The 19889-nt window shown below is 61.3% G+C and carries 18 protein-coding genes; 10 read left to right on the forward strand and 8 right to left on the reverse strand.

Annotation, left to right across the window (positions count from 1 at the left end):
* Positions 1-37: 37 nt before the first annotated feature.
* Positions 38-931 carry a LysR family transcriptional regulator gene (locus AC3IT6_RS16100; RefSeq protein WP_489351063.1) on the forward strand — a complete coding sequence of 298 codons (894 nt, stop codon included), beginning with the start codon at positions 38-40 and terminating at the stop codon, positions 929-931.
* On the opposite strand, the gene AC3IT6_RS16105 is transcribed toward AC3IT6_RS16100, so the two are convergent.
* From AC3IT6_RS16105 to AC3IT6_RS16125, 5 genes are all read right to left on the reverse strand, one after another.
* The gene (locus AC3IT6_RS16105; protein WP_489351065.1) at positions 897-1511 is read right to left on the reverse strand and encodes a GNAT family N-acetyltransferase; all 615 of its coding nucleotides are present in this window, start codon (positions 1509-1511) and stop codon (positions 897-899) included. The two genes, AC3IT6_RS16100 and AC3IT6_RS16105, sit on opposite strands and share 35 nt — an antisense overlap.
* A gap of 14 nt (positions 1512-1525) precedes the next feature.
* Entirely contained in the window at positions 1526-3781 is a 2256-nt protein-coding gene (locus AC3IT6_RS16110; RefSeq protein WP_489351067.1) for an Orn/Lys/Arg family decarboxylase, read from the reverse strand.
* A 124-nt stretch (positions 3782-3905) separates the two neighbouring features.
* A complete protein-coding gene (gene dnaQ, locus AC3IT6_RS16115) occupies positions 3906-4664 on the reverse strand; it encodes a DNA polymerase III subunit epsilon (protein WP_046037200.1) in 759 nt (252 codons plus the stop codon).
* A gap of 212 nt (positions 4665-4876) precedes the next feature.
* Entirely contained in the window at positions 4877-5329 is a 453-nt protein-coding gene (rnhA, locus tag AC3IT6_RS16120; RefSeq protein WP_007979123.1) for a ribonuclease HI, read from the reverse strand.
* Between the two features lie 92 nt (positions 5330-5421).
* On the reverse strand, positions 5422-6180 hold the full coding sequence (locus tag AC3IT6_RS16125; RefSeq protein WP_489351069.1) for a class I SAM-dependent methyltransferase: 759 nt from the start codon (positions 6178-6180) through the stop codon (positions 5422-5424).
* A 65-nt stretch (positions 6181-6245) separates the two neighbouring features.
* Between AC3IT6_RS16125 and gloB the strand changes: the two genes are divergently transcribed.
* The 8 genes from gloB (at position 6246) to fabI (ending at position 16955) form a co-directional block, all read left to right on the forward strand.
* Positions 6246-7013, forward strand: coding sequence for a hydroxyacylglutathione hydrolase (gene gloB / locus AC3IT6_RS16130; protein ID WP_489356588.1), 768 nt, complete (start codon positions 6246-6248; stop codon positions 7011-7013).
* 99 nt (positions 7014-7112) lie between these two features.
* On the forward strand, positions 7113-8546 hold the full coding sequence (locus tag AC3IT6_RS16135; protein WP_489351071.1) for a transglycosylase SLT domain-containing protein: 1434 nt from the start codon (positions 7113-7115) through the stop codon (positions 8544-8546).
* A 225-nt stretch (positions 8547-8771) separates the two neighbouring features.
* On the forward strand, positions 8772-10592 hold the full coding sequence (locus AC3IT6_RS16140; RefSeq protein WP_489356590.1) for an extracellular solute-binding protein: 1821 nt from the start codon (positions 8772-8774) through the stop codon (positions 10590-10592).
* Positions 10589-12430, forward strand: coding sequence for an extracellular solute-binding protein (locus AC3IT6_RS16145; protein WP_489351073.1), 1842 nt, complete (start codon positions 10589-10591; stop codon positions 12428-12430). The genes AC3IT6_RS16140 and AC3IT6_RS16145 overlap by 4 nt, the downstream gene beginning before the upstream one ends.
* Positions 12431-12434: 4 nt before the next feature.
* Positions 12435-13508 carry a microcin C ABC transporter permease YejB gene (locus tag AC3IT6_RS16150; protein ID WP_008051869.1) on the forward strand — a complete coding sequence of 358 codons (1074 nt, stop codon included), beginning with the start codon at positions 12435-12437 and terminating at the stop codon, positions 13506-13508.
* A 1-nt stretch (position 13509) separates the two neighbouring features.
* Complete coding sequence (locus AC3IT6_RS16155; RefSeq protein ID WP_223441791.1) at positions 13510-14529, forward strand: ABC transporter permease; 1020 nt, start codon at positions 13510-13512, stop codon at positions 14527-14529.
* 1 nt (position 14530) lies between these two features.
* On the forward strand, positions 14531-16141 hold the full coding sequence (locus AC3IT6_RS16160; RefSeq protein WP_489351076.1) for an ABC transporter ATP-binding protein: 1611 nt from the start codon (positions 14531-14533) through the stop codon (positions 16139-16141).
* A 19-nt stretch (positions 16142-16160) separates the two neighbouring features.
* The gene (gene fabI / locus AC3IT6_RS16165; RefSeq protein WP_085725145.1) at positions 16161-16955 is read left to right on the forward strand and encodes an enoyl-ACP reductase FabI; all 795 of its coding nucleotides are present in this window, start codon (positions 16161-16163) and stop codon (positions 16953-16955) included.
* Between the two features lie 173 nt (positions 16956-17128).
* Here fabI and AC3IT6_RS16170 read toward each other — a convergent pair whose 3' ends face one another.
* Complete coding sequence (locus tag AC3IT6_RS16170) at positions 17129-17989, reverse strand: LysR family transcriptional regulator (RefSeq protein WP_489351079.1); 861 nt, start codon at positions 17987-17989, stop codon at positions 17129-17131.
* Between the two features lie 112 nt (positions 17990-18101).
* Here AC3IT6_RS16170 and AC3IT6_RS16175 point away from each other — a divergent pair, with 112 nt between their 5' ends.
* Positions 18102-18527, forward strand: coding sequence for a VOC family protein (locus AC3IT6_RS16175; protein WP_489351081.1), 426 nt, complete (start codon positions 18102-18104; stop codon positions 18525-18527).
* Positions 18528-18651: 124 nt separating this feature from the next.
* On the opposite strand, the gene AC3IT6_RS16180 is transcribed toward AC3IT6_RS16175, so the two are convergent.
* Positions 18652-19233, reverse strand: coding sequence for a GGDEF domain-containing protein (locus AC3IT6_RS16180; protein WP_489351083.1), 582 nt, complete (start codon positions 19231-19233; stop codon positions 18652-18654).
* Positions 19234-19306: 73 nt separating this feature from the next.
* A complete protein-coding gene (locus AC3IT6_RS16185) occupies positions 19307-19888 on the reverse strand; it encodes a hypothetical protein (RefSeq protein ID WP_489351085.1) in 582 nt (193 codons plus the stop codon).
* Position 19889 lies beyond the last annotated feature (1 nt).

A 19889-nucleotide genomic window follows, 5' to 3' on the forward strand; every position in this document is an offset into this window, starting at 1 on the left:
CACTGACTCCTCCACTTGCTGAACATGGACTTCACGCATGCGCTTACGCCATATCGAAGTGATCCAGGCGCTCTTGCAGACCGGTCACCTGGGCACCGCCGCCGAATGGCTGCAGTTGCCGGTGGCCGAAGTCGAGCGCTTGCTACGCGACGCCGAGGATCAGTTGGGTTTCATGCTGTTCGCCAGCGTTCGCGGACGATTGCAGGCCACCCGCGAAGCGCGGGAATTGCAGGTGGAAATTGCCCGGGTCTACGATGCGCTTGAACCGGTGCAGCGCCTGGCCAACAGCCTCAGGCAATACCTGGCGCCACCGCTGCGCATCATCTGCACCCCGCCTCTGGCCAACCAATTGTTGCCACACAGCATCGCGGCCCTGCGCCGACGCCTGCCCGACGCGCCTTGCACACTGCTGAGCCAGCCGACCCGCGACATCGTCAGAAGCCTGCTGCTGCGTGACAGCGATCTGGGCCTGAGCCTGCATGACCCCGATCACGCCGACCTCGATTGCCAGGTGATTGCCCAGGGCAAACTTCAGTTGCTCGCCCCCCATGGCTGGCTGCAACCGAAACAGAAATACATTTCACTACAGGATCTGGCCGGTCAATCAATGATCGGCCTGGAAGGGCACGACCCGTTGAGCCCGGCGCTGGAAAACAAACTGCACGGTTTGCGCCCTGCCCCGGTGATTCAGACCCGGGTCCAGACGCATCAGATGATGCGCAGCATGGTCGAGGCCGGCGAAGGCCTGGCCATCGTCGACCCCTTCACCGCCCTCGGCGCCAAAGCCTCGGGCCTGGACGCCTGCCCGCTCGCGCCAGCGGTCCCGATCAGCCTCTACGCCCTGACCCTGAAAAACGCCGAACCTTCTCCGGCGGTTCAGGCACTGTTAACCATCGTCACGGAACAAGCCGCGGCGATGCTGACGAGCTGAACGGGTTTTCCAGCGGGTTTTCGAACAATCGGTACCAGAACAGCGCCACTTCGGCGGTATTCGGATCGATGCCGCGATAGCGCAGATGATCGATCCCGCCAATCAAGTAACCGCAGCGTTCATAGAGCCTGCAGGCCCCCAGGTTGTTGTTCTGGGTTTCGAGCATGATGCCCGGGAGCTTTTTCTTGCGGCTCCAGAATTGCGCCACATCCAGCAGGGCCTTGGCCACGCCATGCCGCCGGGCCGGTGCGTGCACCGCCAACTCGTCGATATGGGCAAAGCCGTTCCAGTTGGTGCTGACCACCAGGTGCCCCACGGGCTGGTCATCCAGATACGCCATGAAAATCGCGCTGTCGTCGCCATCGCGAAAGCTGCTGAATTCCTCCGGGTCGATGCCGTAGCACTTGCGATAAGGCGTGATCGGGGTGACCGGCCACTGTGCCACCGGCTTGCCTATTTCGGCCGAACCGTAGGCCGCGACTTCAAAACTGAAATCACTGCCCCAGATATAGGCGGCAAAACCCTCGTCGGCAACCCGTACCGACAACCCTGGGAAAATCGGATTTATAACCGGCTGCATACTGGGAAAGGTCCTCATTCCTTGATGCAATCGACGGTGTAGCACCGCCCACTGCCCTGATCTTCATGTTGCAATCCGTGCACATCAGCAACGAACCCCGGAAAACTGCTATCGAACGTGCGGGCAAATGCCAGGTAATCGATGATCGAGCGGGTCGACTCGGTAAAACGCTCGCCCGGCATGATCAGCGGAATGCCAGGTGGATACGGCACCAGCATCACCGCCGCGATCCGCCCGTCCAGCGCATCGATCGACACGGCCTCGACTTCACCGCGCACCAATTGATCATAGGCGTCCGCCGGCTTCATCGCGACTTCCGGCAATACGGTGTACATGCGCTTGAGGTGCCTGGCGGTGGCGTTGCTGCGATAACAGGCATGTAACTGATCGCACAGATCACGCAGGCCCATGCCCTGATAGCGCGCGACATTCTCTTGTGCCACGCAGGGCAGGCAACTGGCCAGACTGACATTGGCGTCGTAGCTGCGCTTGAACTCCAGCAGTTCGGTGAGCAGCGTGCTCCACTTGCCCTTGGTGATGCCCATGGAGAACAACACCAGGAACGAATACAGCCCGGTCTTCTCGACCACCAGGCCACGCTCCCAAAGGAACTTGCTGACCACCGCCGCCGGAATCCCGCGCGCGCTGAGGGCGCCACCGGCGGTCAATCCCGGCATCACCAGCGTGACCTTGATCGGGTCGAGCAACACATAATCGTCGGTCACGCCGCCAAAGCCGTGCCAGTCGGCATCGGGCTGCAGCAACCAGTCCTCGGTGACGACCCGGTCGATGCCTTGCGCCGACGGCGGCTGCCAGATCGAAAACCACCAGTCATCCGCGGCAATGTGCTGGCGCAAATTGGCCAGTGCCCGGCGAAAACTCAGGGCTTCGTCGAACATTTCCTGCAACAACGAACGCCCGGCCGGCCCTTCCATCATCGCCGAAGCCACATCCAGCGAGGCGATGATGCCGTACTGCGGCGAGGTCGAGATGTGCATCATGAACGCTTCGTTGAAGCGATCCCGATCCAGTTGCCGCGCACCGCCATCGCGCACGTGAATCATCGACGCCTGACTGAAGGCCGCCAGCAACTTGTGGGTCGAATGGGTGGTGAACACCAACGGGCTGTCTTCATCACGGGACGTGCCCATGCCGTAGCGCCCGGCAAAAAATTCATGAAACGCCGCATAGGCGTACCAGGCCTCGTCGAAGTGCAGTACCTCAACGCTATTGCCCAGTTGCTGCCTGATCAGCTCGGCGTTGTAGCAGAGGCCGTCATAGGTCGAATTGGTCACCACCGCGAGCTTGACCTTCGGCGAACGACCCTTGGTCAGCGGACTGGCGTCGATCTTGGCCTGGATCGATTCGCGGCTGAACTCACTCAGGGGAATCGGGCCGATGATCCCCAGTTCATTACGTTCCGGACACAGGTACAGCGGGATCGCGCCGGTCATGATGATCGAGTGCAGCACCGACTTGTGGCAATTGCGATCCACCAGCACCAGGTCATCGCGGGCGACCACCGAGTGCCAGACAATCTTGTTGGCCGTGGAGGTGCCATTGATCACGAAAAAGGTGTGATCGGCGCCGAAATTGCGTGCCGCGCGGGCCTCCGCTTCAGCCAGGGGACCAGTGTGATCGAGCAAGGAGCCGAGCTCCGGCACCGACACCGAAAGGTCCGAGCGCAGGGTGTTTTCCCCGAAAAACTGGTGAAACGCCTGCCCGACCGGACTTTTGTGATACGCCACGCCACCGCCGTGACCGGGGGTGTGCCAGGAGTAGTTGGAGTCCGCCGTGTGTTGCACCAACGCCTTGAAAAATGGTGGCAGCAGACCATCGAGGTATTTGCGCGCGGCGCGGGCCACCTGCCGGGCGAGAAAGGGCACGGTGTCCTCGAACAGGTAAAGAATGCCGCGCAACTGGTTGAGTTCGGCCATGGCGTCGGCGGGCGCGTTTTCCAGGGTCACTTTTTCGCCCAGGGCGAAGATCGGCAGATCCGGCGCACGCACCCGCGCCAGTCCGATCAGTTCGGCCATATTTTGTAACAGATGGGAGTGGGTACTGGCGTCTTCAGAGGCGATCAACATGCAGGACAGGCCATGGTAAGTCGATGCCACCAGACGTCCTTCGGTGTAGTCCACCGCCGAAACGACGCTGAACCCTTCCTGCTCCAGTTCCCGGGCAATCCCCCGCACGCGGTCACCGGCGACGCTGTCGGCCTTGATGTCGCGATGGACAATCAGGACCGGGAATTTCAAGTCTTTATACATGAGGCTCAGTGTCCTGAGGCGGCAGACCAGAGCCTGCCAATCACCTCAGGGTAGAGTGTTGCAGGGGATGTGGCGAGTGCGATGCCCTGAAATGGGTCACAAGGTGTCCCTTTTTTTGAAAGGGTCAAGCCTGCGCTTCAGCCTCAGCCAACTGCACCCACAACGCCGGGGCACCCGCGGATTTGCCGATGATTTCCAGGCGCGCCGCGTGGCGGGCCAGGTCGTCTTCGCTGGCGCGGATGATGCGCGTTGGCTGGCGGTCCGCCGGCAAACGACGAATCTCGGTGGCCGAGTTGTCCGCCCCTTCACCCGAGCCATTGCCATCGGAGGCGTTGCCGGCCAGGGACAGACTGGTCTGCCCCCCGGTCATGGTCAGGTAGACGTCGGCGAGAATCTCGGAGTCGAGCAAGGCGCCGTGCAGTTCACGGCCGGAGTTGTCGACGCCATAGCGTTTGCACAGGGCGTCGAGGCTGTTGCGCTGCCCCGGGTGACGTTCCCGGGCCATCATCAGGGTGTCGAGGATCGAGCAGTGCTGCGTGATGTCCGCGCGGTCCTGCTGGCCCATCAGGGCGAATTCGTTGTTGATGAAGCCAACGTCGAACGCCGCGTTATGGATGATCAGCTGCGCGCCCTTGATGAACTCGAAGAACTCTTCGGCCACCTCGGCAAAACGCGGCTTGCCCACGAGGAATTCGTTGGTGATGCCGTGGACGCCAATCGCGCCCTCGTCACTTTCGCGATCCGGTTGCAGGTACACGTGAAAGTGCCGGCCCGTCAGGCGTCGGCCGATCAACTCGACACAACCGATTTCGATAATCCGGTGGCCGTCGGTCACCGGCATGCCGGTGGTTTCGGTGTCGAGTACAACGGATCTGGTGGCCATCAGTGCTCAGCTCTCAATCGGTCAATCGTGCAAAAGCGGCGATGTTAACACGCTCGCCGGGGTCTTTCAGATACACCGAGTCGCCGCCTTCGCGAGCAAGCCCGCTCCCACAGGGGATCGAGGTTTGCACACAACTTTAGGCTCATCGAGATCCAGTGTGGGAGCGGGCTTGCTCGCGAAGGCCACGACTCGGTCCAGCGGTCGAACCCGAATCAGCCCTGCTTGTACCCGCGCACTTCATCCACGCCACGGTTGGCCAACTGGTCGGCCCGTTCGTTGCCGTGATGGCCAATGTGCCCGCGCACCCATTTCCAGGTGACCTTGTGGCGGTTGACCTGCTCGTCGAGCAACTTCCACAGGTCAGCGTTTTTCACCGGCTCCTTCGCCGCGGTTTTCCAGCCGCGCTTCTTCCAGTTGTCCATCCACTCGTTGATGCCTTTCATCACGTACTGGGAGTCGGTCACCAGCAGCACCTCGCAAGGACGCTTGAGTTCTTCCAGGCCACGGATCGCGCCCATCAGTTCCATGCGGTTGTTGGTGGTATTGGCTTCGCCGCCCCACAACTCCTTTTCGACGCCCTTGCACACCAGCAGTGCGCCCCAGCCGCCAGGGCCGGGGTTGCCTTTGCAGGCGCCGTCGGTGAACAGTTCTACGCTATCGCTCATGCCAATCTATCCAGAAAATGCGCTGGCCCGCCGATCGCTGACCGACGACGCCCGAAGCCGGGACAGGCCCGGCCGCAAATGAAAAGTGTGTATTACGGTTCGATGTTGCGCCGGTTGACCTTGGCCATCGGCAACGGGATCAGCTTGCCCATTGGTTCGCGCCGCTCCTGACGGACCGGTCGCAGGCCCACCACGATCTTGCGCGCCACCAATAAATAGAAGCCGCCGCCCGACAATTGCCAGTCACCGGCCTTGCGCTCCCAACCGGCCAGGCGGCTCTGCCACGCCGGTGACGCAAGCGGCGGACGATAGCACCCGAAGCGGCGTTTCTCCAGCGCGAAGCCCAGCAGGTTCAGCCAGTCCGCGACCCGCGACGGCGAAATGCAGCGCGCCTTGCGCAGCGCATCCTGGGCAAACACATGCCGCAGGCCCCAACTGCTCCAGGGGTTGATGCCGATGATCAGCAAATGCCCGCCGGGGCGTACGCTGCTGGCCGCCTCGCGAAGCAGACCGTGGGGCGACAGGCAGAAATCCAGGCCATGCTGCAGCACCACCACATCGGCGGCATGCTCGCTCAGCGGCCAGGCCTGTTCCTCGCATACGATCTCGACCCCCGGCAACGGCGCGCCAAGACGCACATTGCGCTGCACCTGCGGGGCCGACGGCGGGGTCTGGGCCGAGGGACCGTAATGCACCAGATAGCCACCAAAGAACCGCCCGAGCTCGTCTTCGAGCATGCGCCGCTCTTCGTCCAGCAGAAATTGCCCGAGGGGACCGGCCAGCCACTCGCGGGCGGCGCTGATCAACGCCAGCCAGTCAGGATCGGCTTGTGCGAACGCTTTATCAGTCATTGCATTCTCCAACGCGCCAGGAAGTTCTAAGATGCGCCAATGTTTTCCGCTTGGCGAATCCGACGATGATACAGATCACAGCCCTGCCCGCCTTCACCGACAACTACATCTGGTTGTTACAAGACCACGGCAGCAAGCGCTGCGCGGTCGTCGACCCGGGTGATGCCGCCCCCGTGCAAGCCTGGCTCGCGGCCAATCCGGGCTGGGTACTGAGTGATATTTTGATCACTCATCACCATCATGACCACGTCGGCGGCGTCGAACAGCTGAAAAAAGCGACGGACGCGAAAGTCTATGGTCCGGCCAGCGAAACGATCCCGGCGCGGGACGTTGCGCTCAAGGACAACGACAAGGTCAGCGTGCTCGGCCGGGACTTCGACGTCCTCGCGGTCCCTGGCCACACCTTGGGGCACATCGCCTATTACCATCACGGCTTGCTGTTCTGCGGCGACACACTGTTTGCCGCCGGCTGCGGACGCCTGTTCGAAGGCACGCCACAGCAAATGTACAGCTCGCTGACACGCCTCGCCGGGTTGCCGGAAGACACGCTGGTGTACTGCACTCACGAATACACCCTCAGCAACCTGAAGTTTGCCGCGGCCGTCGAACCGAACAACCCGGACACCGCCGAGCGCCTGGCCAAAGTCACCCGCCAACGGGAATCCGGGATCATGACGCTGCCCTCGACACTGGCGCTGGAAAAGCTCACAAACCCGTTTTTGCGCTCCGGTGAAACATCCGTTAAAGAAAAAGCGGACGAACGGACCGGCACCGATAACTCGGCGCCCGATATGGTTTTTGCTGCGCTTCGAGCGTGGAAAGACAGGTTCTAAAGCGGCTTCTCAAGATTGCAACAATTCTGAAAGGTTGACCGCGCAGGGTGCGCTTTCTAGAATCGCCCGACATTTTTGCCCGGAACTTACTTCCAGCCAATGTCGTCACCTATTCGCAAAGCCATCAGTTCAGACGCATTGACCCGCTTGGCTCAAGCCATTGCGGTGGCTGTGTCCGCCACCCTGGCGGGCTGTTCCAGCCATGCGCCGCAGACCGATGCGGCGCACACGCAGAACATTGCCGCGCGCGCCAAGCAGAAGCCGATCTGGCTCAGCGAAAAACCCAGCCCGCAAATTCCCCAGGACGTCTGGGAGCGCATGCGCCAGGGCTTCCAGTTGCAGGACGGGCTGGGCGTCAACCCGCGCATCGAGCAACAGCGCCTGTGGTTCGCCAGCAATCCAACTTTCCTCGAAAACGCCGGCGAGCGTGGCAGCCTCTACATTCACTACATCGTCGAGCGCCTTGAAGAACGCAACATGCCGCTGGAACTGGCGCTGCTGCCAGTGATTGAAAGTGCCTACAACCCGATGGCCTATTCCCGGGCCAACGCGGTGGGTCTTTGGCAGTTCATCCCGTCCACCGGGCGTTACTTCAACCTGCGTCAAACCCGTTTCTATGATGGCCGCCGCGATATCACCGCGTCGACCACCGCCGCGCTGGATTACCTGACCCGCCTGCACGACATGTTCAACGGAGACTGGATGCTGGCCCTGGCGGCCTACAACGCCGGCGAAGGCACCGTCAGCCGGGCCATCGAGCGCAACGAACGCCTCGGCCTGCCAACCGACTACTGGAACCTGCCGCTGCCCTCCGAAACCCAGGCCTACGTGCCGAAGTTGCTGGCACTGTCGCAAGTGGTGATGGCGCCGGAAGCCTATGGCGTGAACCTCAACCCGATCGCCAACGAACCCTACTTCCAGGTCGTCGAAATCAACCAGCGCATGGACCTGTCCAAGGTTGCTGAAGTCGCCAACATCGACGAAGACGAACTGTTCCAGCTCAACCCGGCCTTCAAGCAGCGCACCACCACCCTTGATGGCCCGCAACATCTGCTGGTGCCGACTTCCAAGGCACAACTGCTGACCAGCAGCCTGCAGACCATGCGTCCTGAAGAACTGATCAGCAAGAAATCGCTCAAGCCGGTCTTCGAAGGTGCCGACGACACCCAGGTCGCCAGCGTCAAGCGTTCCTACCGGGTCAAGCGGGGAGACAACCTCGGCTCCATCGCCAAGGCCAACAACGTCGACGTGAAGGACCTGCAACGCTGGAACAAACTGAGCGGCAAGAACCTCAAGCCCGGCCAGACCCTGGTCATGCAGGACACCAGCAAACGCAGCTCCGGGCGCGTCAACACCGTGATTGCAGCCAATACCAAGAAGCAGCAGACCACGTACAAGGTCCAGCAAGGCGACTCGCTGTACATCGTGGCCAAGCGCTTCAACGTAGAGATGCAGCATCTCAAGCGCTGGAACCCGCGTGTTGGTCAGGCGCTGAAGCCTGGTCAGATGTTGACGGTGGCCAATCCGCACTAAAACTGTAGGAGCAGCCGGTCGACGCTCGATTGCTCGCGAAAGTCGCCAACGATAACGCGGGCATTCTGGATAAATGCCGCGCCCTCAGGTTCTTCGCGAGCAAGCTCGCTCCTACAGGATTGCAACCGCTCAAATCCCCCGTCTTTTTCCTGTCCATACAAGCTGTTACTGTACGGTCCACAAAGCACAAGCCGCCTGGATCGGATCCCCTATTTGAAGCGTCCCCTGCCCCTGCTCCTGATCAGCCTGGCCTTGAGCTCCACCGCAAGCGCGACGATCAGCGAAAGCCATGGTTATGCGCAGTTCGGCACGCTCAAGTACCCGGCCCGATTTACCCACTTCGACTGGGTCAACCCGCAAGCGCCCAAGGGCGGTACGTTGCGGGTCATGGCGTTTGGCACGTTCGACACGCTCAACCCGTACACCTTCAAGGGCACGAGCCCGGTCACCACGCCGAGTTTCCTGCAATACGGCATCAACGAGCTCAACGAGCCGCTGATGGTCGGTACCGGGCAATACGCGCCTTCGGGTGACGAGCCCGCGTCCAGCTATGGCCTGATCGCCCAGTCGGTGGAGTACAACGAGAACCGCAGCTGGGTGGTGTTCAACCTGCGTCCCGAAGCACGCTTCCATGACGGCACGCCGATCACCGCCTACGACGTCGCGTTCTCCTATCGCGTGCTGCTCAAGGAAGGCCATCCGCTGTACCGCACCAGCCTTCAGGAAGTGCAGCGAGTCGACATCCTCAACCCGCAGCGGATTCGCTTCGTGTTCAAGCGTGCCGGCAATCCGCTGCTGATCCTGCGCCTGGGTGAAATGCCGGTGCAGGCGCAGCACTACTGGAAAGGCCGCGACTTCAAGGCCACCACTTTCGAACCGCCGCTGGGCAGCGGGCCGTACCGCGTCACCTCGGTCACGCCAGGACGGCAAATTGTCTTTGAGCGGGTCAAGGACTACTGGGGCAAGGACCTGCCGGTCAATCGCGGCAAGTACAACTTCGACCGCATGGAGGTCGAGTTCTACCGCGACAGCGACGTAGCTTTCGAGGCGTTCAAGGCCGGTGAATTCGATATCTATATCGAGCATCAGGCGAAGAACTGGGACAGCGGCTACAACTTCCCCGCCATACGCCGCGGTGACGTGATCAAGGCACAGATTCCCCATCAGATCCCGACCCAGACCCAGGGCCTGTTCATGAACAGCCGCCGTCCGGCTTTCTCGGACGCCAGGGTCCGTGAAGCGCTGGGGCTGATGTTCAACTTCGAGTGGACCAACCGTACGCTGTTCGGCGGCGCCTACCAACGCGCCATGAGCTACTACCCCAACAGCGAGTTCTCGGCCAGCGGTTTGCCGGTCGGGCATGAATGGCTGTTGCTCAAGCCCTATCGCGAGCAACTGCCGGCCAGGCTCTTTACCGAACCGTTCAGCCTGCCGCAGACCGACGGCAGTGGCATCCCCCGGGAGACGCTGCGCAAAGCCCTCGGCCTGCTCGCCGAAGCCGGCTGGAAGCTCAATGGCCAGCGCCTGCAAAACGCCGCCGGGCAGCCGTTGCGCCTGGAGCTGCTACTGGTCAACCCGAACCTGGAACGCATCCTCCAGCCTTACGTCGAGAACCTCGCCAGTATCGGCATCGACGCACGGCTGCGCACGGTCGATCGCGCGCAATACAAGCAGCGCCTCGACCAGTTCGATTTCGACATGATTCTGATGACCCTCAACCAGACGCTCAGCCCGGGCCTGGAACAATGGCAGTACTTTCACTCCAGCCAGGCCGCGGTCAAGGGCAGCAAGAACTTCGCCGGCATAACCAACCCGGTGGTCGACCACTTGCTCGAGCAGTTGCTGGCCGCCCAGACCCGCGATGAACAAGTCGCCGCCGGCAAGGCCCTCGACCGCGTGCTGCTGTGGCAGCACTACATCGTTCCCAACTGGTACCTCAATTATCACCGTCTGGCGTACCGCAACCGGCTCGCCTTCGTCACCACGCCGCCCTACACTCTGGGCCTGAACGCGTGGTGGCTGAAATCTTCGGAGAAAGATCAATGAAACCCATCCGTGCCCTGCTCCTGCAGGCCAGCGGTCTGCTGTTCGCCGGGCTGGCCAGCGCCGCCCCGCAACATGCCGTGACCCTGTATAACGAACCGCCGAAATACCCGGCCGATTTCAAACACTTCGACTACGTCAATCCGGACGCACCCAAGGGCGGAATCTTCCGTCAGGCCGGTTTCGGCGGCTTCGATAGCCTCAATCCGTTCATCAGCAAAGGCGTGCCGGCGGACGATATCGGCATGATCTACGACACCTTGGCCAAGCAAGGGCTGGACGAGCCATTCACCGAGTACGGCTTGATCGCCCGGTTGATCGAGAAAGCCCCGGACAACGCCTGGGTGCGTTTCTACCTGCGCCCCGAAGCACGCTTCCATGACGGCCATCCGGTACGCGCCGAGGATGTGGTGTTCAGCTTCCAGATGCTGACCAAGGACGGCGCACCGATGTACCGCGGCTACTACAGCGACGTGGCGGAAGTGATCGCCGAAGACCCGCTGACCGTGCTGTTCAAGTTCAAGCACACCAACAACCGCGAGCTGCCGCTGATCCTTGGCCAGTTGCCGGTGCTGCCCAAACATTGGTGGGCCGACCGCGACTTCAACAAGGGCAACCTGGAGATCCCGCTGGGCAGCGGCCCGTACAAGGTCAGCGAAGTGAAGGCCGGACGCTCGGTGCGTTATGAGCGGGTCAAGGATTACTGGGGCAAGGACCTGCCGGTCAATCGCGGTTTCTACAACTTCGACGTGATGACCACCGATTACTACCGCGACAACACTGTGGCCCTGGAAGCGCTCAAGGCCGGGCAGTTCGACTACTGGCTGGAAATGACCGCGAAAAACTGGGCCAATGCCTACAACACTCCGGCAGTCACCGAAGGTCGACTGGTCAAGGAACAGATTCCCAACGGCAATCCGACCGGCATGCAAGGGTTCGTGTTCAATATGCGCCGCCCGGTGTTCCAGGATGTGCGTGTGCGCCAGGCCTTGTCGCTGTTGCTGGATTTCGAATGGACCAACAAGCAACTGTTCAACGGCGCCTACGCGCGTACCCGCAGTTACTTCGAAAACTCGGAAATGGCCGCCACCAGCCTGCCTGACGCCGATCAGATCGCGATCCTCGAGCCGTTCCGCGGCAAGCTGCCACCGCAGGTGTTCAGCGAAGCCTTCCAGAACCCGACCACCGACGGCAGCGGCATGATCCGCGCCCAGCAACGACAAGCCTATCAACTGCTGCAGGAGGCCGGCTGGCGCATCGTCGATGACAAAATGGTCGATACCACCGGCAAACCGGTGGTCATCGAATTCCTGTTGGCCCAGACCGAGTTCGAACGGGTGCTGCTGCCGTTCAAGCGCAACCTGAGCGACCTGGGTATCGATCTGGTGATCCGCCGGGTCGACGTCTCGCAATACATCAACCGCGTGCGTTCCCGGGACTTCGACATGATCGTCGGCAGCTTCCCGCAATCCAACTCGCCGGGTAACGAACAGCGAGAATTCTGGATGTCGGACGCCGCCGACAAGCCCGGCAGCCGCAACTCCATGGGCCTGAAGGATCCGGTGGTCGACCAACTGGTCGAGCAACTGATCAACGCCGATTCGCGCAACAGCCTGGTGGCCCACGCCCGGGCGCTGGACCGCGTTCTGCAATGGGGCTATTACGTAATACCCAACTGGCACATCAAGACCTGGCGCGTGGCGTACTGGAACCACATCGGCCATCCAAAGGTCTCGCCCAAATACGACATCGGCACGGCCACCTGGTGGGTCAAGCCCGACATCAAGCCGGCGATAGAAGTCGAAACCACACTGCAGGCCGCTCCTGCGGGCACGGAGTAATCAGATGCTGGCGTATATTTTTCGGCGACTGTTGCTGATCATTCCGACCCTGTTCGGCATCCTGCTGATCAACTTCGTGATCATCCAGGCCGCTCCGGGCGGGCCGGTGGAACAGATGATCGCCAAGCTCGAAGGCTTCGAAGGCGCCACCAGCCGCATCGCCGGCGGTGGTGCCGAAGTCTCGGTGGCAGGCTCGGCCTATCGCGGCGCCCAGGGCCTGGACCCGGCGCTGATCAAGGAAATCGAGCACATGTACGGCTTCGACAAGTCGGCTCCGGAACGCCTGTGGATCATGGTCAAGAACTATGCGTCCCTGGACTTCGGCGACAGCTTCTTCCGCGACGCCAAGGTCATCGACCTGATCAAGGAAAAGATGCCGGTGTCGATCTCCCTCGGGCTGTGGAGCACGCTGATCATGTACCTGGTGTCGATCCCGCTGGGGATCGCCAAGGCCAAGCGGCACGGCAGCCACTTCGACGTCTGGACCAGTTCGGCGATCATCGTCGGCTACGCGATCCCGGCGTTCCTGTTCGCCATCCTGTTGATCGTGGTGTTCGCCGGCGGCAGTTACCTGGACTGGTTCCCCTTGCGCGGGCTGACCTCGAACAACTTCGATGAACTGAGCATGGGCGGCAAGATCCTCGACTACTTCTGGCACCTGGCGCTGCCGGTGACCGCACTGGTCATCGGCAACTTCGCGACCATGACCCTGCTGACCAAAAACAGCTTCCTCGACGAGATCAACAAGCAGTACGTGATCACCGCCAGGGCCAAAGGCCTGACCAACCACCGCGTGCTGTACGGCCACGTGTTCCGCAACGCCATGCTGCTGGTGATCGCCGGTTTCCCCTCGGCCCTCATCGGCATTTTCTTCACCGGCTCGTTGCTGGTGGAGGTGATCTTCTCCCTCGACGGCCTCGGCCTGATGAGTTTCGAGGCAGCGATCAACCGCGATTACCCGGTGGTGTTCGGCACGCTGTTCATCTTCACCCTGCTCGGACTGGTGGTGAAACTGATCGGCGACCTCACCTACACCTTTGTCGATCCGCGCATCGACTTCGAAAGCCGGGAGCATTGAGATGAACCTGTCCCCTCTCAATCGCCGACGCTTCGAACTGTTCAAGGCCAACAAGCGTGGCTGGTGGTCGCTGTGGCTGTTCCTGATCCTGTTCGGTGCCAGCCTGGGCGCCGAGTTGATTGCCAACGACAAGCCGCTGGCGGTGCATTACGACAACAACTGGTACTTCCCGGCGCTCAAGCGCTACCCGGAAACCACCTTCGGTGGCGAATTTCCCCTGGAGGCGAACTACAAGAGCCCGTACATCCGCGAACTGCTCAAGGCCAAGGACGCCTGGGTGCTGTGGGCGCCGATTCCCTATGGCTACCAGAGCATCAACTACGACCTGAAAGTCCCGGCGCCGGCACCGCCATCGACGGATAACCTGCTGGGCACCGACGATCAGGGCCGTGATGTGCTGGCCCGGGTGATCTACGGCTTCCGCATTTCGGTACTGTTCGCCCTGACCCTGACCGTACTGAGCTCGATCATCGGCGTGATCGCCGGGGCCTTGCAGGGTTTCTACGGCGGCTGGGTGGACCTGGCCGGGCAGCGATTCCTGGAGATCTGGTCCGGGCTGCCGGTGCTGTACCTGCTGATCATCCTTGCCAGTTTCGTGCAGCCCAACTTCTGGTGGTTATTGGGGATCATGCTGCTGTTCTCGTGGATGAGCCTGGTGGACGTGGTACGCGCCGAATTCCTGCGCGGGCGCAACCTGGAATACGTACGCGCCGCCCGCGCCCTGGGCATGCAGAACGGTGCGATCATGTTCCGCCATATTTTGCCGAACGCGATGGTCTCGACCATGACCTTCATGCCGTTCATCCTCACCGGCGCCATCGGTACGCTGACCGCCCTGGACTTCCTCGGTTTCGGCCTGCCGGCGGGCAGTCCCTCCCTGGGTGAATTGGTGGCTCAGGGCAAATCCAACCTGCAGGCGCCGTGGCTGGGCATCAGCGCCTTTGCGGTGCTGGCCTTGATGCTGAGTCTGCTGGTGTTCATCGGCGAGTCCGCTCGCGATGCCTTCGACCCGAGGAAGTGAAATGAATCAGCACAATCTGATCGAAGTGCGCGACCTGTCCGTCGATTTCGTCGTCGGCAATCGCTGCCAGCGGGCGGTCGAAGGCGTCAGCTTCGACATCAAGCGCGGTGAAACCCTGGCGTTGGTCGGCGAGAGCGGTTCCGGTAAATCGGTCACCGCACACTCGATCCTGCGCCTGCTGCCCTACCCGCTCGCGCGGCATCCGTCCGGCACCATCGAATATTCCGGGCAGAACCTGCTGGACCTGAAAGAAAAAACCATCCGCCACATTCGCGGCAACCGGATTGCGATGATCTTCCAGGAGCCGATGACCTCGCTCAATCCCCTGCACTCGATCGAAAAGCAGATCAACGAGGTGCTGGGCATCCACAAGGGCCTGTCCGGCAAGGTCGCGACCAAGCGCACCCTGGAACTGCTGGAGATGGTTGGCATCCCCGAGCCGCACAAGCGCCTCAAGGCCCTGCCCCACGAACTGTCCGGCGGCCAGCGCCAGCGGGTAATGATCGCCATGGCCCTGGCCAACGAGCCGGAACTGCTGATCGCCGACGAGCCAACCACCGCGCTGGACGTGACCGTCCAGCTGAAAATCCTCGAATTGCTCAAGGAACTACAGGCTCGTTTGGGCATGGCGCTGCTGCTGATCAGCCACGATTTGAACCTTGTACGAAGAATTGCGCATCGCGTATGTGTCATGCAGCAAGGTTGCATCGTCGAACAGGCATCGTGCGAAGAACTGTTCCGCGCGCCGCAGCATCCGTACACTCGGGAACTGCTGGCAGCGGAGCCCGGCGGCAAGCCTGCAAGCAACGTGATCGGCCCGCCAATGCTGGCGGTCGAGGACCTGAAAGTCTGGTTTCCGATCAAGAAAGGCCTGCTCAAGCGCACGGTGGATTACGTCAAGGCGGTCGACGGCATCAATTTCAGCCTGCCCCAGGGCCAGACCCTGGGGATCGTGGGTGAAAGCGGTTCCGGCAAATCGACCCTGGGTCTGGCGATTTTGCGGTTGATCGCCAGCAAAGGCGCCATCCGTTTTGAAGGCCAGCAGCTAGACTGCCTGACGCAGCAACAGGTCCGGCCGCTGCGGCGGGAGATGCAAGTGGTGTTCCAGGACCCGTTCGGCAGTCTGAGCCCGCGGATGTGCGTGAGCCAGATCGTTGGCGAAGGCCTGCGGATCCACAAGATGGGCACCGCGGCGGAACAGGAACAAGCGATCATTGCGGTACTCAAGGAGGTAGGTCTGGATCCGGAAACCCGGCACCGCTACCCCCACGAATTTTCCGGTGGGCAACGGCAGAGAATCGCCATTGCCCGGGCATTGGTGTTAAAACCGGCGTTGATTTTGCTGGACGAGCCGACTTCGGCCCTCGACCGCACGGTACAACGCCAGGTAGTGGAGCTTTTGCGTTCACTGCAAAGCAAGTACAACCTGACGTATCTGTTTATCAGCCATGACCTGGCTGTGGTGAAAGCGCTGAGCCACCAGCTGATGGTGGTCAAGCATGGCCAAGTGGTCGAACAGGGAGACGCGCAAAGCATTTTTGCCGCCCCCCAACATCCGTATACACAGCAGTTGCTGGAAGCCGCTTTTTTGGCTCCGGCCACTGCGCAATAACCTGAAAGAGGAGCAACACATGGGTTTTCTCGCCGGTAAGCGCGTACTGATCGTCGGTGTCGCCAGCAAGCTGTCCATCGCATCCGGCATCGCTGCCGCCATGCATCGCGAGGGCGCTGAGCTTGCCTTCACTTATCAGAACGACAAACTCAAGGGTCGTGTCGAAGAGTTCGCACAAGGCTGGGGTTCGAGCCCTGAGCTGTGCTTCCCGTGCGACGTGGCCAGCGATGAAGAAATCGCCAAGGTCTTCGAAGCGCTGAGCAAGAAGTGGGACGGCCTGGACTGCATCGTGCACTCCGTCGGCTTCGCCCCGGGCGACCAACTGGACGGCGACTTCACCGAAGCCACCACCCGTGAAGGTTTCCGCATCTCCCACGACATCAGCGCCTACAGCTTCGTGGCCCTGGCCAAGGCCGGCCGCGAAATGATGAAAGGCCGCAACGGCAGCCTGCTGACCCTGTCGTACCTGGGCGCCGAGCGCACCATGCCGAACTACAACGTGATGGGCATGGCCAAGGCTTCCCTGGAAGCCGGCGTACGTTACCTGGCCGGCTCCCTGGGCCCGGACGGTACTCGCGTCAACTGCGTATCGGCTGGCCCGATCCGCACCCTCGCTGCTTCCGGCATCAAGAACTTCCGCAAGATGCTGGCCGCCAACGAAGCGCAAACCCCACTGCGCCGCAACGTCACCATCGAAGAAGTCGGCAACGCCGGCGCCTTCCTGTGCTCGGACCTGGCGTCCGGCATCAGCGGTGAAATCATGTACGTGGACGGTGGTTTCAACACCACGGCCATGGGCAGCATCGAAGAGTAATCTTCGGTCAGCCAATAAAAAACCCGCCTCTTTTGGCGGGTTTTTTAGGCCTGCGATTTCACGGACAAACACAACCCCCCTGTGGGAGCGGGCTTGCTCGCGAAAGCGGTTTGTCATTCAAAAGTGATGTCGACTGACACTACGCTTTCGCGAGCAAGCCCGCTCCCACAGGGTTAGTGTTGTGTCAAGCATTGTGCAAACAACTGCTGAATCGGCTGCATCCGCTGGCTATAGCGCTGCAACAGCACGATCTCCCGATAGAAGGTCAATTCGCCCAGCGGCACGATCCGCACCCCGGCCCCATGCTCAAGCCATAACCCGGCCTCCGGCAGCAGGGAAACCCCCAGGCCGCACTCGACCATTTTGACGATAGCCTCCAGTTCATCCAGCTCCAGCGCCACGCGCACCTCGATCTGCCGTTCACGCAGAAACCGCGTCACCAGTCGCCCGCCGAATGAATTGCGGTCGTAGCGCACATGAGGGTGCTCGGCGAGCAGTTGTATCGGATCATCGCCGTCCAGGTCCGCGGGTACGATCAGCACGAACGGTTCCCGGCGAATCACCTGCGCGAACAACTCCTTGGGCAAGTCAAAAGGCGGCTTGATCAGGATCGCCAGGTCCACTTCTCCCGTGTCCACCTGGCTTAGCAGGTTCAGTGACACTCCGGGCACCAGCTTGGGTTCCAGCAAGGGCGCCTGCTGGCGCAATTTCAACAATGCCTGGGGCAGCAGCCCGGTCTGGGCGGTCGCCACCGCGCCGATTTTCAGTTCGCCACGGTACTCACTGACATCGTCACTGACCGCCATGCGGCTGAAGGTTTCGAGCATTTCCCTGGCCATCGGCAACGCACGCTGCCCCGCCGCATTGAGCAGCGCCTGGCGGCCGGTGCGGTCGAACAGACGGATGCCAAGGGCCTGTTCCAGATTGCGAATCTGCGCGCTGACCGCCGATTGTGTCAGGCCGATGTGCATGCCGGCCGCGGCGAATGTGCCGTGACGCGCTACCGCGATAAAGGTTTTCAGTTCTCGCAGCATGGCGGCCTCGATTGATCGAAATAATTTGAGCTCGACGCAAAAATTATCGTCTTTCAATCAAAAAGCACAGGGCTAAACTCGACACATTCCCACCCACACCGAGGTTCGCCTGATGCAACTGTCCCCTTTTCACTTGGCCATTCCGGTCTACGACTTGCCGGCCGCCCGACATTTCTATGGTTCAGTGTTTGGCCTGGAAGAAGGTCGTTCCAGCGAGCATTGGGTCGATTTCAATTTCTTCGGCCATCAATTGGTGATTCACCTGGCGCCGAAAAACCCTGCGCAAGAAGCCGCGCACACCAATGCCGTCGATGGTCACGATGTGCCGGTGCCGCATTTTGGCGTGGTGCTCGGGATGGCCGAGTGGGAGGCGCTGGCCGAGCGGTTGAAATCGCTGGGGACGCGCTTCGTGATCGAACCGGGGATTCGTTTTCAGGGGCTGGTGGGTGAACAGGCGACGATGTTTCTGTTTGACCCTTGCGGGAATGCGCTGGAGTTCAAGGCGTTCAAGGACATTGGGCAGTTGTTTGCCAAGTGAAAGTTGTGGTGCCTGTTCGGGCCTCTTCGCGGGCAAGCCCGCTCCCACAGGGGGCTGTGTGGACAATACTGGACAGTGTGGGAGCGGGCTTGCTCGCGAAGAGGCCCGCCAACACAACACCGCCCTAACGACTCATCACCCGCTCGGCTTCCTCCAGCAGTTCCTCGATTGAGTCATGAACAGTGGGGTTGTATTCGACCTGGGTAACACTGAACCGAATGTCATAACTGCGATGCGCCGCGGCGTTGCGCTCATCGAGAATCTCATTGAGCCGTGCTTTGATCGCCGCAATCTCCACCACGCTGGAACCGGTCAGCAGCGCCACGAACCGGTCGCTTTCGAGTCGGCCGACCACATCGTTTTCACGAAAGCCGATCCGCAGGACATCGGCGAACGTCTTCAGCGCATCGTCACCTTTGGCCCGGCCATACAGATAGCAGATGAGCTTGAATTCATCGAGGGTGAAGTACAGCAGCGTTGCCGATGTCTCCAGCTCCCGGCAAGCCTCCAGCCCGAGCCGGGCCAGTTCGGTGAAGCCGTGGCGATTGGACAGCAGCGTCAACTCGTCCATGCTCGCCATCTGCACGCCTGCCAGCTCTTGCTCGGCCTGGCGAGCCAGTTCGCGCAGCCGTTCACGCTCTTGCTGTGGCGTGAGCAAGGGGTTGGCTGATCCGCCCGATTTGCCCGTTTTGCCTGAAATCAACATCGTTCACTCCTTGGCGGGTATGCACATTAGAGTCGCCCGTACCCACATTGACTCCCTGTAAGCGCGCCGCTGGTCAGCTACCCGCCACCGGACACGGCCCTCCTGCATCGGCCCAACGTTTGAACTGGGCAACGAAGATATCGTGGGGTACCGGCACCGGCGCGCGATTGCCGCCGGGGCTCCAGCCCCACAGCACCAGTTTGTCGTCGCTGACGTGCTTGATCAGCGCCGCAAAATCCCGATCGCCATTGCTGGAGCGATCCTTGATCATCGCGCACAACTTGTCCGCTGGCAGGCCGATCCAGGCCATGCGATGCGCGGCCGGCGGCAGGCTCCAGTGCGGCGCGCCGGGTGGCGCGTGCGGACCGTAACTGGCCGGCGGATTGCTTTGCGCATGGCAGGTTGCACAGGGCAACCCGGCCGAGCCCTTGCCGTCCATGCCACGCACGACATTCATGGCGTGGGGCACGCCGGCATCGAATTGCAACGGCGAATCCCCGGGAATGTGGCAGTTCTGGCAACGGGGGCTCTGGAAGACCTTCTGCACCGTGTCGAACGCCTGCAAGGCCTCGCGGTCATCGGCGAACACGTGGGATGCGTAGGCGACGAGAAAGATCAGGATCAACGCCCCAAGCAACCAGTGATGTCGTTTCATC

Source organism: Pseudomonas sp. KH_017, assembly GCF_057840285.1.

Coding starts and splice junctions, on each gene's coding strand:
- AC3IT6_RS16100 (WP_489351063.1), top strand. CDS start 38: ATGCGCTTACGCCATATCGAAGTGATCCAGGCGCTCTTGCAGACCGGT.
- AC3IT6_RS16105 (WP_489351065.1), bottom strand. CDS start 1,511: ATGCAGCCGGTTATAAATCCGATTTTCCCAGGGTTGTCGGTACGGGTT.
- AC3IT6_RS16110 (WP_489351067.1), bottom strand. CDS start 3,781: ATGTATAAAGACTTGAAATTCCCGGTCCTGATTGTCCATCGCGACATC.
- dnaQ (WP_046037200.1), bottom strand. CDS start 4,664: ATGGCCACCAGATCCGTTGTACTCGACACCGAAACCACCGGCATGCCG.
- rnhA (WP_007979123.1), bottom strand. CDS start 5,329: ATGAGCGATAGCGTAGAACTGTTCACCGACGGCGCCTGCAAAGGCAAC.
- AC3IT6_RS16125 (WP_489351069.1), bottom strand. CDS start 6,180: ATGACTGATAAAGCGTTCGCACAAGCCGATCCTGACTGGCTGGCGTTG.
- gloB (WP_489356588.1), top strand. CDS start 6,246: ATGATACAGATCACAGCCCTGCCCGCCTTCACCGACAACTACATCTGG.
- AC3IT6_RS16135 (WP_489351071.1), top strand. CDS start 7,113: ATGTCGTCACCTATTCGCAAAGCCATCAGTTCAGACGCATTGACCCGC.
- AC3IT6_RS16145 (WP_489351073.1), top strand. CDS start 10,589: ATGAAACCCATCCGTGCCCTGCTCCTGCAGGCCAGCGGTCTGCTGTTC.
- AC3IT6_RS16150 (WP_008051869.1), top strand. CDS start 12,435: ATGCTGGCGTATATTTTTCGGCGACTGTTGCTGATCATTCCGACCCTG.
- AC3IT6_RS16155 (WP_223441791.1), top strand. CDS start 13,510: ATGAACCTGTCCCCTCTCAATCGCCGACGCTTCGAACTGTTCAAGGCC.
- AC3IT6_RS16160 (WP_489351076.1), top strand. CDS start 14,531: ATGAATCAGCACAATCTGATCGAAGTGCGCGACCTGTCCGTCGATTTC.
- fabI (WP_085725145.1), top strand. CDS start 16,161: ATGGGTTTTCTCGCCGGTAAGCGCGTACTGATCGTCGGTGTCGCCAGC.
- AC3IT6_RS16170 (WP_489351079.1), bottom strand. CDS start 17,989: ATGCTGCGAGAACTGAAAACCTTTATCGCGGTAGCGCGTCACGGCACA.
- AC3IT6_RS16175 (WP_489351081.1), top strand. CDS start 18,102: ATGCAACTGTCCCCTTTTCACTTGGCCATTCCGGTCTACGACTTGCCG.
- AC3IT6_RS16180 (WP_489351083.1), bottom strand. CDS start 19,233: ATGTTGATTTCAGGCAAAACGGGCAAATCGGGCGGATCAGCCAACCCC.
- AC3IT6_RS16185 (WP_489351085.1), bottom strand. CDS start 19,888: ATGAAACGACATCACTGGTTGCTTGGGGCGTTGATCCTGATCTTTCTC.